The organism is Prochlorococcus sp. MIT2302 (assembly GCF_059772385.1).
Genome location: NZ_CM186285.1, coordinates 1,026,128 through 1,040,123, shown reverse-complemented (window position 1 = coordinate 1,040,123; position 13,996 = coordinate 1,026,128). Strand labels below are relative to the sequence as shown.

Here is a 13,996-nt window from a genome sequence, read left to right as displayed (position 1 = left end):
GTTCTTATGACATTTATTGATTGGTTTATTTTATTTTTATATTTAATTTTTTCCTTGATATTAGGAATTTACATCTCATTAAAAAATCGTAACGAAGCAGATTACTTTGTTGCTGGTCGTCGCCTAAGTGGTTTGCTTGCAGGTATGTCTATGGCTGCTACAACATTCTCAATAGATACACCTCTCTATGTTGCTGGATTGGTTGGGACGAGAGGCTTGGCAGGTAATTGGGAATGGTGGAGCTTCGGGCTGGCACATGTTGCTATGACAGTGATATTCGCTCCTCTTTGGAGGCGTAGCGGGGTGTTGACTGATGCGGCTTTCACTGAACTACGTTATGGGGGGAAGGCAGCAGCTTGCTTAAGAGGGATAAAAGCTTTTTTACTTTCTGTTCCAATTAATTGTATTGGAATTGGTTATGCTTTCTTGGCAATGCGCAAGGTTGCCGAAGCACTAGGAGTGGTAGATGGACATATTGTATTTGGAGGATTTACTGACACGATGATTTTAATGATTTTTGTTGCTTTATTTTTACTTATCTATACTGTTTTAGGTGGACTTTTGGCAGTAGTAGTTAATGATTTTGTACAACTAGTATTAGCTCTTCTTGGCGCTTTTGCCGTTTGCTATGTAGCACTTGATGCTTCAGGTGGCATGACGGATTTGTTGATAAAGTTAAAGGCATTAAATCGACCTGAGCTGCTTTCTGTATTTCCGTGGACATTTAACAAAGATGGTTTCAATTGGCTAGATAGTTCAGGAATAAGTGTTACTACTTTCTTCGCTTTTATTTCCTTGCAGTGGTGGAGTTTTAGGCGTAGTGATGGTGGTGGCGAGTTTATTCAACGCCTATTGGCTACTAAAGATGAAAAGCAAGCAACTTTGGCTGGAGTAGTATTTTTAATTATTAATTATCTTATTCGTAGTTGGCTTTGGATCTTAGTAGGTTTGGCTGGTTTGGTCCTCTTGCCTTATCAAACTGACTGGGAATTAATTTATCCCAATCTCGCAATAACATATTTGCCTCCTGTTGGACTTGGATTAGTTGTGGTTTCATTGGTTGCTGCATTTATGAGTACCGTAAGCACTTCAATTAATTGGGGGGCAAGTTATCTTTCTCATGATCTGTATAAAAGATTTTTAAGGCCATCAGCTGGTCCTAGAGAAATGATTCTCATGGGACAACTCGCAAGTATTTTGTTGCTTCTAGTTGGAATCGCCACTGCCTTCTTTAGTAACAGCATTGGTTCAATGTTTAGACTTGTGATTGCGATAGGTACAGGCCCAGGTGCTGTGCTTGTCCTTAGATGGTTTTGGTGGCGAGTTAATGCTCAAGCAGAACTTTCGGCAATGCTTGCTGGTTTCTTTATAGGGGTAATTACCTCTATTTCGCCTTATTTCATGATTGATGATTTTGGGGTAAGACTTATGGTTAATACTGCAGTCACAGCTGTAATTTGGTTGATTACTTTATTTTGTACTGAGCCAGAGTCAGAGGAGACACTTAATACGTTTGTGAAGCAGGTGAAACCGCCAGGTCCTGGTTGGAAAAAAATAAGAAATAAATTGAATATTGATCCGGTTGACTCTTTTTTCATTCTTGGCTCAAGATTCATTCTAGGCTCAGGAATTCTCTATGGTGGCTTGATATGTATTGGGTCTTTCTTGTTACATCAAGAAAGCAATGGTTGGATTGCGCTTTTGATTGCAGTCAGCTGTGTATTTTTAATGAAGAAAACAAGACTAATAACTCAATAAGTTGACCCTTCATAGCCAAATGGACAAAATTTAGAGCAGAATGAAAATCTAATTCATTTGCAACTTTGGGTTTTTTACGCACAACGCTTTTCCCTATTTTGATTGTTGCGCTTTTTGGTATCGCTTTGTTTGCAGTCAGTGCGCGGATATGGCTGCCTGGGGATATGCTTGCACCAGCACCAATTAATTAAACTTGCTCTTCCCATGTCAGAGCTATGAATGATGCAAATCAAAAATTAAGTAATGAAGGGTTGGCTAATTTAGCCATAGACCCTGATCTCTTGGCTAGAGAATTAGCAGCTCAGATAGCGGGAGATCCATTAGATGAAATCGAACTTGATAAAACCGATGATGATCTAGTTAATTCATCAAAAGAATGTGATCTTGCGTTGAAATGGCTTCAATCTGGAAATGAAGAAAGACTTCAAGGTCTAAGAGTCTTTTGTGAACATAGGGATTCCAGAGCTCTCCCACTTTTGGTGCCTTTACTGGACGAACCATCTCCTGTTGTGAGGATGAGCGCTGTTTATGCTTTAGGCAGAAATCCTTGTCCACAGGCTATCCATCTTCTTTTGCATTTATTGCGTTTTGACAGTAATGCTTATGTGCGAAAAGCTACTGCTTGGAGTCTTGGAAATTACTCAGATGCCCCTGTCCTTGAACCTTTGGTTAATGCATTAAAACAAGATGTCGCTGCCGTTCGATTGTGGGCATCAAGTTCTTTAGCGGAGGTTGGACTCAACTCAGTAGAGAGCTCCTTGCCAGCGGCTAAGCAATTACTTGAAAGTTTGCAAATTGATGGTGAACCCATAGTTAGAAGCAACTGTATTTGGTCTCTTGGTCGTCTTTACAGCATTTTGAGTGAGGAAATCAAAATCCAAGTAGAAGAGGCTTTCATTTCTGTTTTATTGAATGATCGTGAGCCCTCTGTTAGGTATGAAGCAAGGATAGCTTTGGAACAATTGGATAATCCGGAGGTACAAATAAAACTAAAATCATTAATTGATGATGGTCAATTGGTTTGATTATTTGTTTAGAATCACATCTTTATAATATCTAACTCGCTTTTTAGGTGTTTTTTCTATATCATCAGTGACTTAAAGCTCTTTAATATGTCTTTACGCACTTTGCGATTTAAGATTCGACAAGACGGACGGGTTGAAGAAACCGTCGAAGGAATCGTTGGTGAAGGATGTATTGATTTAACAGAAAAGCTTGAAGCTGCGCTTGGCAGTGTTGAACAGAGAAAACCCACCTCTGAGGCTTTTCTACAAAAAAGGGTTCAAAAACAGACAATTCCAGCCGAAATTAACTGATGTCACATTTCAGCACTGTAAAAACACAACTTCGCAAGAAAGAGTTTTTAAAACAGGCTCTAATTGATTTGGGCTACTTACCTCAAGAAGGTGAAAATCTTGTCAGAGGTTATAGAGGCCAAACTGTAAAAGCTGAAATGACTATAGAAATGAATACAGGAGGAGATATTGGCTTTCGGTGGAATGAAGGTTCCAAATCATATGAACTCGTGACTGATTTGGATCTTTGGAAGCAATCCATACCAGTTGAAAGATTTTTAGCTCAAGTGACTCAAAGATATGCTTTAAATACTGTTCTACAGACAACCTCTCAAGAGGGATTTCAAATTTCCGAGCAAAAACAAAATTTAGATGGATCTATTGAACTAGTTGTTACTCGCTGGGATTCTTAGAATTTTATTTGAAAATTGACTTTTGATCCTAGCCCAGCTTTTGAAACTAGGTCTAATGAATATCAGCAATCTGGTGATATTCATAAAACCAACGCTGCCTTCGAAGCTGCTAGTAGCCAAGATTTCAAGCTAAATGGTAGAGACCCTGTATTAGGTGGGAAGTTAAAAGAAAAAGCTGTATGGGTTGATGAAAGGAAATGTATTGGATGTACCTATTGCAGCTCAGTTGCTACGAATACTTTTGCAATGGAGCCTGAGCAAGGCAGAGCTAGGGCGTTTAGACAAGATGGAGATAGTGAGGAATTAATTCAAGAAGCAATAGATACCTGTCCTGTCGATTGCATAGATTGGGTTTCTTTTGAAGACTTAGTTGAATTGGAAGAAGTTATAAAAAATCATCATTTTAGGAATTTAGGTTTACCACCTAGTACTTGATTTTTAAGTTTAGAAGTGGCACGAATTAAAGATACTAAAAACAATTCAATACCTAGCAGAAGATTTGGGCGTACAGAGATTCAGATGCCAGTCCTATCTCTTGGAGGAATGCGCTTTCAACAAAGCTGGAAGGATTTAGACCCCAATGAGATTAAGAATCAACAACAAGATATCTTGCAAAAAACTATTAAGCATGCATCTCAAAAAGGTATGCATCACATAGAAACTGCTCGTCATTATGGAACATCAGAACGCCAGATAGGTTGGGCTTTCGGTCAGATTGATGACCCAAAAAGAATTGTGCAGACAAAAATACCACCCAACAATAATCCTTCGATATTTGAGGAAGAACTTGAGTTAAGTCTGAGTAGATTAGGTTCTAAGAAAATTGATTTATTAGCTATTCATGGTATCAATCTGCCTGAGCACTTAGACATGACTATTCGTCCTAATGGATGTCTAGAGATTGTTCGTCGTTGGCAAAAAAATGGTCTTGTTGGTCATGTTGGCTTCTCAACTCATGCAAATGTTGACCTGATAATTAAAACAATTGAAACAGGACTTTTTGATTATGTTAACTTGCATTGGTATTTTATTCGTCAGGAAAACGAAAGAGCATTACAAGTTGCGAATGCCAATGATATGGGAGTTTTTATTATCAGTCCTACTGACAAGGGAGGCCATTTACATACACCTTCATTGAAACTTATAAATTTATGTAGTCCTTTGCATCCAATAGAATTTAATGATTTGTTTTGCTTGAGTGATAAAAGAGTTCATACATTAAGTGTTGGAGCCTCAAAGCCTGAAGATCTTGATATTCATTTAAGTGCAATTTCTAAAATGGATACAATGCATGCGGTGATCAATAACATACAAAAGCGTCTAATAGATGCCTCATGTGATTCGCTTGGAGAGTCATGGTTGACTACTTGGCATATAGGGTTGCCTAGTTGGGATCAAACGCCAGGAGAGATTAATATACCTATTTTATTGTGGTTGAATAATCTATTAGAGGCTTGGGATATGGAAAGCTTTGCTAAAGATCGTTATAGGCTTCTAGGCAGAGGAGGACATTGGTTCCCAGGCTCAAATGCAGATTGCTTGGATTGTGAAGTAAGCGAGAATGACTTGCAAAAAGTTTTGATTAATAGTCCATGGAGCTCTGAAATACCTTTTTTACTAAGGAAATTGAGAGATAGATTGGGGGGGGGAAGAAGAGATAGATTATGGGGTATTTAGTAACCTAAAGGCTGTTTTGTTGGTTTTCCAATTGATCTTGGATATTGATTAGGACATTTATCAATAGAACTAATTCTAATAATATTCCTAATACCGCGATTGTTAGGGAGAACGAATTTATGTGTTTGTTGAATCTTTGCATGTAGTTCAGTTAAAGCTTTTTTTAGCATTAGTTGGTCTGTTGCACTCCAACCTCCTCTGAATATGAGCGCCTGGCCTGTCGAATTTAAAAAAGGTACGAGATATTCTGCTACTACATTTGCAGAAGCAACTGCTCTAGCAATTGCATAGTCAAAATTACTTCGAAGGAATGGATCTCTACCTGCCACCTCAGCCCGCTCAGTTAAAACTGTTACCCGAGAATTCAATCCAATTTCTTTAGATACTTCTTTTAAAAAAGTCGTTTTTTTACTTGAAGAATCTAAAAGAGTAATATTTGAATTTGGCATTGCTATAGCTATAGCTAAACCAGGGAATCCACAACCTGAACCAACATCAACATATTTATGAGTGAGCTCTGGGTATTGCAGCTCTTCATGAAGTGGTAACAAGCTATCACATACTTGTGCAGTCCAGAAATCATCTCCATCGACTAAACGAGTAAGATTGGTCTTCTCATTCCATTCTTTAAGTAACTCCTGCAAAAGGATAAATTGAGATAATTGTTCTTCACTTGGAACCCATTTAAGCTTATTCCATATCACAAGATGATTTGCTTTTTTGTTGTTTGTATCAGTAGACATTTTGAATTGTTTTTTGAAATAGTCAGCCTTGAGATATTTAGATAAAATCTATACATTATTAGATCATATTTTCTTTAGTTGAATCCTTCTCCTAATTGTTACGAACTGCTTGGTGTCTCTCCCTCTGCTAATAACGCAGAGCTCAGACAAGCCTTCCGTCAATTAAGTAAGCGTCTTCACCCGGACACGACATCTTTGCCACGGGATGAAGCGACACGGCAATTTCAAAATGTTTGCGAGGCTTATGATCTATTAAGTGACCCTGTCCTAAGGGCAAATTATGATTTATTTATAGAGCGAGAGAATAATCTTATAAGTCAGAAAAAAGAATCTTATTTAAGAAATACACAACCCGTGCAATTTTCTAAATCGATAGGGGTAAGGCGACCGTTATCAGGTGGAGAATTGTTCTCACTACTTTTATTAATTACATCTATTTTCGTTAGCCTGGCTTTAGGTGTGTTTATTGCTTTCTCAAAAGGTGGAAACTTGAATTTTATTCCAAGTTGGTTAATGTGATATTCAATTTTTAGTAATGAGTTTATAACTAAGTGCTTTGAATCCTTATGAAAAAATCTTAGGGTAGAGAATTTAAGCCCTCTTGGATTCCAAAATAGCATTTCTCTAGCTCTTCATCTGTAATACATAGTGGTGGCATTAGATAAACTACATCTCCTAATGGTCTGATGAATACGCCAACCTTGAATGCACTTGCTTTGATCATTTTTCCAACAGAACTTAAATACCCTTTTTTACCATTTACTTTAATATTAAAAGCAGCAATGGTTCCTGTAATCCTTGGACATTCAATCCTCGGATCATTAGCTATTTTTTGTAGATGTGGTAGGTGACGTGACTCAAAATCTATATATTTTTTTGGGGATCTTTCTAAAAGATCTAAGCTGGCATTGGCCGCTGCGCAGCCTAATGGGTTGGCCGTGAAACTATGACCGTGCCAGAAAGTTTTCTTGGGATCTGCCCCAAGAAATCCTTCTGAAATCCTTTTGCTGGACATTGTTACTCCCATTGGAAGGAATCCACCGGTTAATCCCTTGGAGAGCGAAATAAGGTCTGGCTTTAATCCTGCTCTTTGAAAAGCAAATAGTTCTCCACACCTTCCAAAGCCAGTTAATACTTCATCGGCAATAAGTAAAGAATTAGCCTGGCGAATTTTTTTTTCAACTTCTACTAAAAATTCTGAACGAACCATTCGCATCCCTCCAGCACCTTGCACTAATGGCTCAAGAATTACCGCAATAGTTGGTGTCTTCAAAAGATGATCAAGAGTCGCTAAAGCCTCCTTTTCTCTTCTCTCAAAATCTTCATCGCCCCACCATGTCTCAGGCCAAGAGACTCGGCTAACAGGGAATAACATCTGATCAAAAGGCTCGCTAAATATATTTCGTTCGCCTACTGCCATTGCTCCAAATGTGTCTCCATGGTAGGCACCTTCGAACGCAATGATTTGAGATCTATTATCACCTTTGTTTTTCCACCATTGTCGAGCCATTTTTAAAGCTACTTCTACGGCGGTAGATCCATTATCTGAGAAGAATAACTTTTCTAGACCTGTTAATTTACTTAGCCGATCAGCTAATAGCTCAGCTTGAGGATGAGTAAAATCTGCAAAGATAATTTGTTCTAGTTGCTGTGCTTGATTTGCGATGGCTTTGGCAATATATTCATTCGCATGACCATGCAGAGTGACCCACCAGCTACTTATGCCATCGATTATTGGAGCTTTGTCTTTAGGAAGTAAAAGGGCACCTTTAGCTTTTTCAACTAATAATTGAGGCTTAGAGGATGTGAGTTGTGTGAATGGTGGCCATATGTGAGGATTCTGAATAGTTTGATTTGAATTTTCTTTCTCATTCATCAAATTTAGTTTTCCCTCTTGCTTCATTTAACTTGATCGAAGTCAAAATAATCTTTTGAATAAAGAAAAATAAAAATTTAATTTCGAATGTATTTCCTAAGCTTTTGATCTAAATTCTGGTTGTTCCATTCTTGTGAAAGTACTTTTGCGTTGACTTCGTCAAAAACAGGAAGACTCGCAAGAATTTTAGTATCTCCAAATTGCTCAAGAGTCTTCGGATTGTCTTTGTGTGGAGGGCCGTTTAAGACTATTCCTAATATATCTATATTTCTATTTTTCAAGGCTTCTAGACTTAATAAGGTGTGATTGAGAGTACCAAGACCGGTCCTGGCTACAAGAATTACAGGAGCTCCCCAAACCTTTAATTGGTCTATTTGTAGCCAATCTCGATTTAAGGGAACCATTAAACCACCCGCTGTCTCGATGATTATTAATTCATCTAAGTCTGGTAATTTCAAATTGCTTGGTTCAATAAAACTAGACTCTTGTTCGGCAGCCCAATGTGGAGAGACAGGAGCCTTGAATTTATATCTTTCCGAAACATAGCGTTTAGGTTCAAGGTTTAAGAGATTTCGTACTGTTGTGGTGTCTGTACCTTCTTCTGTCCCACTTTGAATGGGTTTCCAGTAGATACCTTTAAGACCTTGGACGAAAAAACTACTAACGATCGTTTTACCTACATCTGTATCAGTACCACAAATAATAATTTTTTTTGAGAAACTACTCATCGCTTTATTAATAAAAACTGAATTGACCAACTGAGGCTGAATTGCTTATCCTCGTGGGCAATTGGCCAAAAAGACAACAGATGTCGCCAATCTGAAACACTTAATTGTTTCTTTTGACTACTTTGTGCCCCAACCTTGATTATAGGTTTTAATAAGGAGGTCGCGGTATTCGCCGTTTGTGTGATAACTTCAACTTTATTATATATAATACTTTTTTTCGTAACGACTCTGATTAGTGAGTCGTATGATGGTAAATCAAGAGCCGTACATGTTAAATTTGCCTTTTCTGCGGCTTCATACCATTCTGGAAAACTTCCCTTGATTGGAACTGCTAAGGCAATCCATCCATCCAAGCTTAGAGCATTCAACCATTCCTTAAGTTTACTTTGTGGATTATCAAGCCAATGTAAAACAAAACTTGAAGCTAATAAATTTGGTTTTTTGGACCACTTCGGTAACCCATTATTTAAATCCCAAAGTTGTTTAACACTCTTTTCTGAATGTTGATCAAGCATCTTTTTAGAATTATCCAATCTCACTACATGTTGGTTTGGATGTAGATCTTCTAATGACTTGGCGAGTAGTCCAGTGCCAGAACCAAGGTCAACCCAAAGACCATGTTTAATAGAATGATTAGAACATATTTTTGCAAGTTTTAAAGCAGTCCTTTTTTGAATTGCTGCTGATTCGTTATAACTAAATGCAGCTTCGTTAAAGTTTTTATTAACTTGGCTAGACCATGTTTTTTGCATGATCAAATTCTAACCAGTGTTTGACTTTTTTGATATTTTTTATTTTTGTAATGGAATGTCCTTCGTCTTTAAGATTGATTGTTTTGGGTACGTCCTCTAAGTGGCTTTTTAAATCTTCAGCTAGCTTTTTTTTTGTTTGATTAGTTAAAATATAGTCTTGTTCACTGTTAACAATGAGTACTTGGGAAGAATTATTTAAGCCATTTGGGAGAGAATCAGAATTTATAAGAAGTTTTAAATCATTTTTTAGTCTCAACCTCCCTGAATGGGATATATGAAGGAGCTTTGATTCGGATGACTCAAGATCAACGTAATTAGGTTTATAAGCTTTTATCTGGAATTTCCTTAACATAGCTTCTTCATTAGGCGAATCAATTGCATTCATCATCCTATTGAGGGCCAGTTTTATAAGGCGATTCTCTTTGCCACTTGGAATAAAACGACTAAAACTATTGATTAATACAACATGAGTGGCCGAGTGTAAGATATTTTTATCTATCAAATGTGAACCAAGAGAGTGACATATAGCAACTCTTTTAAGTTCGACATGATTTGAGTTGTGATTCCATCTAGATGTATGAGGACTTATATCTTTATAACCGCGTTCAGAAGTTTGCCATTCCCAATCACAATTTTTAAATATCTTTTCCCAATTTGACCATTGATGACTATCACCAGCCCAGCCATGCATAGCAATTATTTCTTTCATTTGTTTTTAAGAATTTCTACAAGTCTTTCGAAGGCCTGAACGGGAGTATTTCTCCTGATCACTAACCTGAGTCTGGATTGACCTTCTGGGACAGTTGGTGGACGGATCGCAACAGCTAGAAGGCCTCGTGCCTCAAGTCTCTTCTGATAATCCATTGCTAATTCGTCAGAACCTAAAATTATTGAGATAATTGGACCTTCTCCAACAGGCCGTTGCATCCCAATTTGAGACAATCTGTCTCGTAAAGCTATTGATTTCTTTTTCAGTTCGCTACCCCAACTAGGGTTACTTTCAATTAAATTTAATGCGGCTAAAGCACTTGCACAAAGTGGAGGAGCTAAAGCGGTTGTATAGCGAAATGCCCCACAGTTTTGTATCAAATTTTCTCCTGTTACCTTGTCTGTTGCTAAAAATGCCCCCCCACTTCCAAAAGCTTTACCGAAGGTCCCACTAATAATTGATATTGATTCTTTGAGTCCAAAAGATTCTCCTTTTCCTTCGGGGCCCATAATCCCAAATGCATGAGCTTCGTCTATAAATAACTTTGAATCATACTTAATGCATATCTTTGAAATTTCTTTTATGGGAGCTGTTGTACCCTCCATACTAAAAAGGCTTTCTGTAATTACTAAAGGTTTTTTTTGAGGATTTCTTTGCCTAGATTTTTTTAAAAGTCTTTCTAGTTCAGATAAATTATTGTGCTTGAATCTAATGAGCTTTGCTCCACTCGCTTTGACTCCAACGAGCAGGGAATGATGTATCAGACGATCGCAAATCACAGGAGTGTGACGATCAGCAAGTGCTAAGACCGCAGCTAGATTTGCTTGGAAACCACTCGGGTAGAGCAGGACAATCTCACGATCAAGCCATTTGGCGAGCTTTGTTTCAAGTTTTTGATGAATATTTCTACTACCAGTAATAAATCTTGATCCCCCTGAGCCAACTCCATCAGTTTCTAAGGTTTGTCTAGCGGCCTCAATTAATATTGGGTGTCTTGAAAGATCTAGATAATCATTACTTGCTAGGTCAATTAAGGTGATTTGATTTTTATTTTCATCTACACCAATCAATTCTGATGATCTTTGCCCTGGGATCCAAGTCCTGAGTTTACGAATTCTAGAGTTAGAGATTTCAGGCATATTTTTCTGTTTTCAGTGGTTAAAGATTCAGAAACTGGTTTAAGATTATTTCTTTGGTTTCTTGATTTTATTATGTATCCACGTCAAAAATCATGTGGGCATAGAATATTCAACTAGGATTTAACAATGACTTCATCAGAGAGGGATACGTCTGAGAACGAAATCCTCCAAAACAATTTAAATCCAAAGGAAATCTTTCCTTTTGCGTTGGATGAGTTTCAACTTAAAGCAATTGATTCACTCAATCAAGGGCATTCAGTAGTTGTCAGTGCACCTACAGGATCAGGAAAGACATTAATAGGAGAGTATGCAATTTATAGAGCTATTTCTCATGGGAATAAGGTGTTTTATACGACTCCCTTAAAAGCTTTATCTAACCAAAAACTTAGGGACTTTCGGAATCAATTTGGTGCAAGCAATGTGGGCCTCTTAACAGGTGATTTAAGCCTGAATAGAGAGGCTTCCATCCTTGTGATGACTACTGAAATTTTTAGAAATATGCTTTACGCAGCAGCAGACAGAAATGATGACCCTCTAATGGATATAGAAACTGTTGTCCTTGATGAATGTCATTACATGAATGATGCTCATAGAGGGACTGTGTGGGAGGAATCAATTATTCATTGTCCTAAATCCGTTCAATTTGTTGGTCTATCGGCAACAGTCGCAAATGCTGGCCAATTAACCGATTGGATTGAGCAGGTACATGGACCCACAGATTTGATTTCTAGTGATTTAAGGCCAGTTCCTCTGGAATTCAATTTTTGCAGCTCTAAAGGACTTCACCCATTACTGAACGAAAAAGGAACTGGATTACATCCAAATTGTAAGATTTGGCGTCCAACAAAAACACATAAGAAGAGAGGACGCTTATCCAAGCCTAGTCAACCTGAATCTCCTTCACTTGGCTTTGTGATATCGAAGTTGGCTGAGAGAAATATGTTACCTGCTATTTATTTCATATTTAGTCGTCGTGGATGTGATAAAGCTGTGAAAACAATTGCCAACACCTGTTTGGTTAATCAAGAAGAAAGGAATTCCATTCAAGATCGATTTGAAAAATATTCAATTTTAAATTCAGAAGGGCTCAGAGATGATCTACATATCAGAGCTTTATTTAATGGAATCGCCTCTCATCATGCGGGAGTTCTTCCTGCATGGAAGGAATTAATTGAGGAATTATTTCAAGAAGGATTGATTAAGGTTGTTTTTGCAACTGAAACATTAGCTGCAGGGATCAACATGCCTGCAAGAAGTACAATTATATCTACTTTATCGAAGAGATCAGATAATGGACATCGTCAATTAATGGGGAGTGAGTTTTTGCAAATGGCTGGTCGAGCAGGAAGAAGAGGTCTTGATTCTAGAGGCTATGTCGTTACTGTACAAACTCGATTTGAAGGCGTACGAGAAGCTGGGCAATTGGCAACTAGTCCAGCGGACCCCCTGATTAGTCAATTCACGCCTAGCTATGGCATGGTCCTGAATTTATTACAGCGTTATGACTTAGATAAATCAAAAGAATTGATAGAAAGAAGCTTTAGTAGATACTTAGCTAGCTTAGATTTAGTTGAAGAGGAAGAAGAACTTTCTAGGTTAAAAAAGGACTTAAAAGAATATAAAACCTTTTCAGAAGATATACCATGGTCAGCTTTTGAAAGATATGAAAAAATAAAAAGTCATTTGAAGGAAGAAAGAAGACTATTGAAAATTCTTCAAAAACAATCTGCCGAGACTTTGTCTAATGAATTAATCTTAGCATTAGAATTTGCAAATAATGGGACTCTGATAAGTCTAAAAACTTCGCAGCTAAAAGGTAAAGTTATACCTGCTGTGATTATTAAAAAGTTAAAAAAAGGAGATAGACCATCTCAATTGCTCTGCTTAACAGATGAAAATATTTGGATACTTATCTCTTGTAAGGAAGTCGTTAGTCTTCATGCTGACCTTGCATGCTTAGACGTATTAGATATTATAACTCCTGAAATTAGCAGACTGGGTGAAATACTTCATGGCGATCAGATAAGTAACGAAATAGCACTAATGATATCAAATTTGGCTAAGAAAAATAATATGAGAATTGCGCAATATGATCTTGCTAGTGAAGTTTTGTCTCAAGCTCAATTAGTTAGCTCTCTAGAAGATGAATTGTTGATTCAGCCAGCCCATCGATGGGGAGATAAGAAAAAATTAAAGAAGCATAGGCGTAAAATGAATGAATTAGAGATTGAAATTCATGAACGTGAGCAGATACTTTATGACAGGTCGAATCGTCACTGGGAAACTTTTTTATCACTGATTAAAGTATTAAATCACTTCGGATGCTTGGATGATTTAAGTCCCACTGAAATAGGTAGAGGTATTGGATCCTTAAGAGGTGAAAATGAATTGTGGTTAGGTTTGGCTTTGATGAGTGGACATCTTGATGAATTGACTCCGATTGAATTAGCCGGAGTGATTCAGTCAATTGTGACAGAAGTTAATCGTCCTGATTTATGGACTGGATTTATTCCAAGTGCAGTTGCAGACGAAGCTTTTAATGATTTATCAAATATACGAAGAGAATTATTTAGAGTACAAGAACGTTTTGGTATTGAAGTTCCAATTCTATGGAGTTCAGAATTAATGGGTTTAGTAGAAGCCTGGGCAAGAGGAAGTACCTGGACGGATTTAATTTCAAATACTTCTTTAGATGAGGGAGATGTGGTAAGAATTCTGAGAAGAACAAATGATTTGCTTTCACAGATTCCCTATTGCGAGGCTATGAGTAGGCAACTTAGGAATAATGCTAGAGCAGCTATAAAACTAATGGATAGATTTCCAGTTTGTGAAGCTGAAGATATTAATCAATCAAAAGAAAAAAATCATGAGGTTATTAATCCGGCAACTGAAAGAAAAAATTGAGA

At 37.4% G+C, this 13,996-nt stretch carries 15 protein-coding genes; 9 read left to right on the top strand and 6 right to left on the bottom strand.

What is annotated here, in order from left to right:
* Positions 1-6: 6 nt before the first annotated feature.
* From AC6EI2_RS06150 to AC6EI2_RS06120, 7 genes are all read left to right on the top strand, one after another.
* Positions 7-1,758 (top strand): sodium:solute symporter family protein, encoded by a 1,752-nt coding sequence (locus AC6EI2_RS06150; RefSeq protein WP_498461484.1) that lies wholly within the window; start codon positions 7-9, stop codon positions 1,756-1,758.
* Positions 1,759-1,823: 65 nt separating this feature from the next.
* On the top strand, positions 1,824-1,949 hold the full coding sequence (locus tag AC6EI2_RS06145; RefSeq protein ID WP_011295147.1) for a DUF8624 family small hydrophobic protein: 126 nt from the start codon (positions 1,824-1,826) through the stop codon (positions 1,947-1,949).
* Between the two features lie 24 nt (positions 1,950-1,973).
* On the top strand, positions 1,974-2,783 hold the full coding sequence (locus AC6EI2_RS06140; RefSeq protein WP_498461483.1) for a HEAT repeat domain-containing protein: 810 nt from the start codon (positions 1,974-1,976) through the stop codon (positions 2,781-2,783).
* 87 nt (positions 2,784-2,870) lie between these two features.
* Positions 2,871-3,074, top strand: a complete 204-nt coding sequence (locus AC6EI2_RS06135) for a DUF2997 domain-containing protein (protein WP_498461482.1) — start codon at positions 2,871-2,873, stop codon at positions 3,072-3,074.
* Complete coding sequence (locus AC6EI2_RS06130) at positions 3,074-3,466, top strand: DUF1257 domain-containing protein (RefSeq protein WP_498461481.1); 393 nt, start codon at positions 3,074-3,076, stop codon at positions 3,464-3,466. The genes AC6EI2_RS06135 and AC6EI2_RS06130 overlap by 1 nt, the downstream gene beginning before the upstream one ends.
* A gap of 15 nt (positions 3,467-3,481) precedes the next feature.
* Complete coding sequence (locus AC6EI2_RS06125; protein ID WP_498461480.1) at positions 3,482-3,901, top strand: ferredoxin; 420 nt, start codon at positions 3,482-3,484, stop codon at positions 3,899-3,901.
* Positions 3,902-3,985: 84 nt separating this feature from the next.
* Positions 3,986-5,143, top strand: coding sequence for an aldo/keto reductase (locus AC6EI2_RS06120; RefSeq protein ID WP_498463464.1), 1,158 nt, complete (start codon positions 3,986-3,988; stop codon positions 5,141-5,143).
* On the opposite strand, the gene rsmG is transcribed toward AC6EI2_RS06120, so the two are convergent.
* Positions 5,140-5,886 (bottom strand): 16S rRNA (guanine(527)-N(7))-methyltransferase RsmG, encoded by a 747-nt coding sequence (gene rsmG, locus AC6EI2_RS06115; RefSeq protein ID WP_498461479.1) that lies wholly within the window; start codon positions 5,884-5,886, stop codon positions 5,140-5,142. The genes AC6EI2_RS06120 and rsmG overlap by 4 nt on opposite strands.
* Before the next feature lie 78 nt (positions 5,887-5,964).
* On the opposite strand from rsmG, the gene AC6EI2_RS06110 reads away from it, so the two are divergent.
* A complete protein-coding gene (locus AC6EI2_RS06110; protein WP_498461478.1) occupies positions 5,965-6,405 on the top strand; it encodes a J domain-containing protein in 441 nt (146 codons plus the stop codon).
* Between the two features lie 58 nt (positions 6,406-6,463).
* On the opposite strand, the gene bioA is transcribed toward AC6EI2_RS06110, so the two are convergent.
* The 5 genes from bioA to AC6EI2_RS06085 all read right to left on the bottom strand — a co-directional run bounded on the left by bioA (position 6,464) and on the right by AC6EI2_RS06085 (position 11,090).
* Positions 6,464-7,762: an adenosylmethionine--8-amino-7-oxononanoate transaminase gene (gene bioA, locus AC6EI2_RS06105; protein WP_498461477.1), complete on the bottom strand. Its 1,299-nt coding sequence runs from the start codon at positions 7,760-7,762 to the stop codon at positions 6,464-6,466.
* Between the two features lie 77 nt (positions 7,763-7,839).
* Complete coding sequence (bioD, locus tag AC6EI2_RS06100) at positions 7,840-8,490, bottom strand: dethiobiotin synthase (RefSeq protein WP_498461476.1); 651 nt, start codon at positions 8,488-8,490, stop codon at positions 7,840-7,842.
* Complete coding sequence (locus AC6EI2_RS06095; protein WP_498461475.1) at positions 8,487-9,242, bottom strand: methyltransferase domain-containing protein; 756 nt, start codon at positions 9,240-9,242, stop codon at positions 8,487-8,489. The genes bioD and AC6EI2_RS06095 overlap by 4 nt, the downstream gene beginning before the upstream one ends.
* The gene (locus AC6EI2_RS06090; protein WP_498461474.1) at positions 9,223-9,951 is read right to left on the bottom strand and encodes an alpha/beta hydrolase; all 729 of its coding nucleotides are present in this window, start codon (positions 9,949-9,951) and stop codon (positions 9,223-9,225) included. The genes AC6EI2_RS06095 and AC6EI2_RS06090 overlap by 20 nt, the downstream gene beginning before the upstream one ends.
* Positions 9,948-11,090 (bottom strand): aminotransferase class I/II-fold pyridoxal phosphate-dependent enzyme, encoded by a 1,143-nt coding sequence (locus AC6EI2_RS06085; protein ID WP_498461473.1) that lies wholly within the window; start codon positions 11,088-11,090, stop codon positions 9,948-9,950. The genes AC6EI2_RS06090 and AC6EI2_RS06085 overlap by 4 nt, the downstream gene beginning before the upstream one ends.
* 126 nt (positions 11,091-11,216) lie before the next feature.
* Between AC6EI2_RS06085 and AC6EI2_RS06080 the strand changes: the two genes are divergently transcribed.
* On the top strand, positions 11,217-13,994 hold the full coding sequence (locus AC6EI2_RS06080) for a DEAD/DEAH box helicase (RefSeq protein WP_498461472.1): 2,778 nt from the start codon (positions 11,217-11,219) through the stop codon (positions 13,992-13,994).
* Positions 13,995-13,996 lie beyond the last annotated feature (2 nt).

What these genes read in the sequence shown, in the direction of transcription:
- AC6EI2_RS06150 (WP_498461484.1), top strand. Translation starts at nt 7, where the DNA reads ATGACATTTATTGATTGGTTTATTTTATTTTTATATTTAATTTTTTCC.
- AC6EI2_RS06140 (WP_498461483.1), top strand. Translation starts at nt 1,974, where the DNA reads ATGAATGATGCAAATCAAAAATTAAGTAATGAAGGGTTGGCTAATTTA.
- AC6EI2_RS06135 (WP_498461482.1), top strand. Translation starts at nt 2,871, where the DNA reads ATGTCTTTACGCACTTTGCGATTTAAGATTCGACAAGACGGACGGGTT.
- AC6EI2_RS06130 (WP_498461481.1), top strand. Translation starts at nt 3,074, where the DNA reads ATGTCACATTTCAGCACTGTAAAAACACAACTTCGCAAGAAAGAGTTT.
- AC6EI2_RS06120 (WP_498463464.1), top strand. Translation starts at nt 3,986, where the DNA reads ATGCCAGTCCTATCTCTTGGAGGAATGCGCTTTCAACAAAGCTGGAAG.
- rsmG (WP_498461479.1), bottom strand. Translation starts at nt 5,886, where the DNA reads ATGTCTACTGATACAAACAACAAAAAAGCAAATCATCTTGTGATATGG.
- bioA (WP_498461477.1), bottom strand. Translation starts at nt 7,762, where the DNA reads ATGAATGAGAAAGAAAATTCAAATCAAACTATTCAGAATCCTCACATA.
- bioD (WP_498461476.1), bottom strand. Translation starts at nt 8,490, where the DNA reads ATGAGTAGTTTCTCAAAAAAAATTATTATTTGTGGTACTGATACAGAT.
- AC6EI2_RS06095 (WP_498461475.1), bottom strand. Translation starts at nt 9,242, where the DNA reads ATGCAAAAAACATGGTCTAGCCAAGTTAATAAAAACTTTAACGAAGCT.
- AC6EI2_RS06090 (WP_498461474.1), bottom strand. Translation starts at nt 9,951, where the DNA reads ATGAAAGAAATAATTGCTATGCATGGCTGGGCTGGTGATAGTCATCAA.
- AC6EI2_RS06085 (WP_498461473.1), bottom strand. Translation starts at nt 11,090, where the DNA reads ATGCCTGAAATCTCTAACTCTAGAATTCGTAAACTCAGGACTTGGATC.
- AC6EI2_RS06080 (WP_498461472.1), top strand. Translation starts at nt 11,217, where the DNA reads ATGACTTCATCAGAGAGGGATACGTCTGAGAACGAAATCCTCCAAAAC.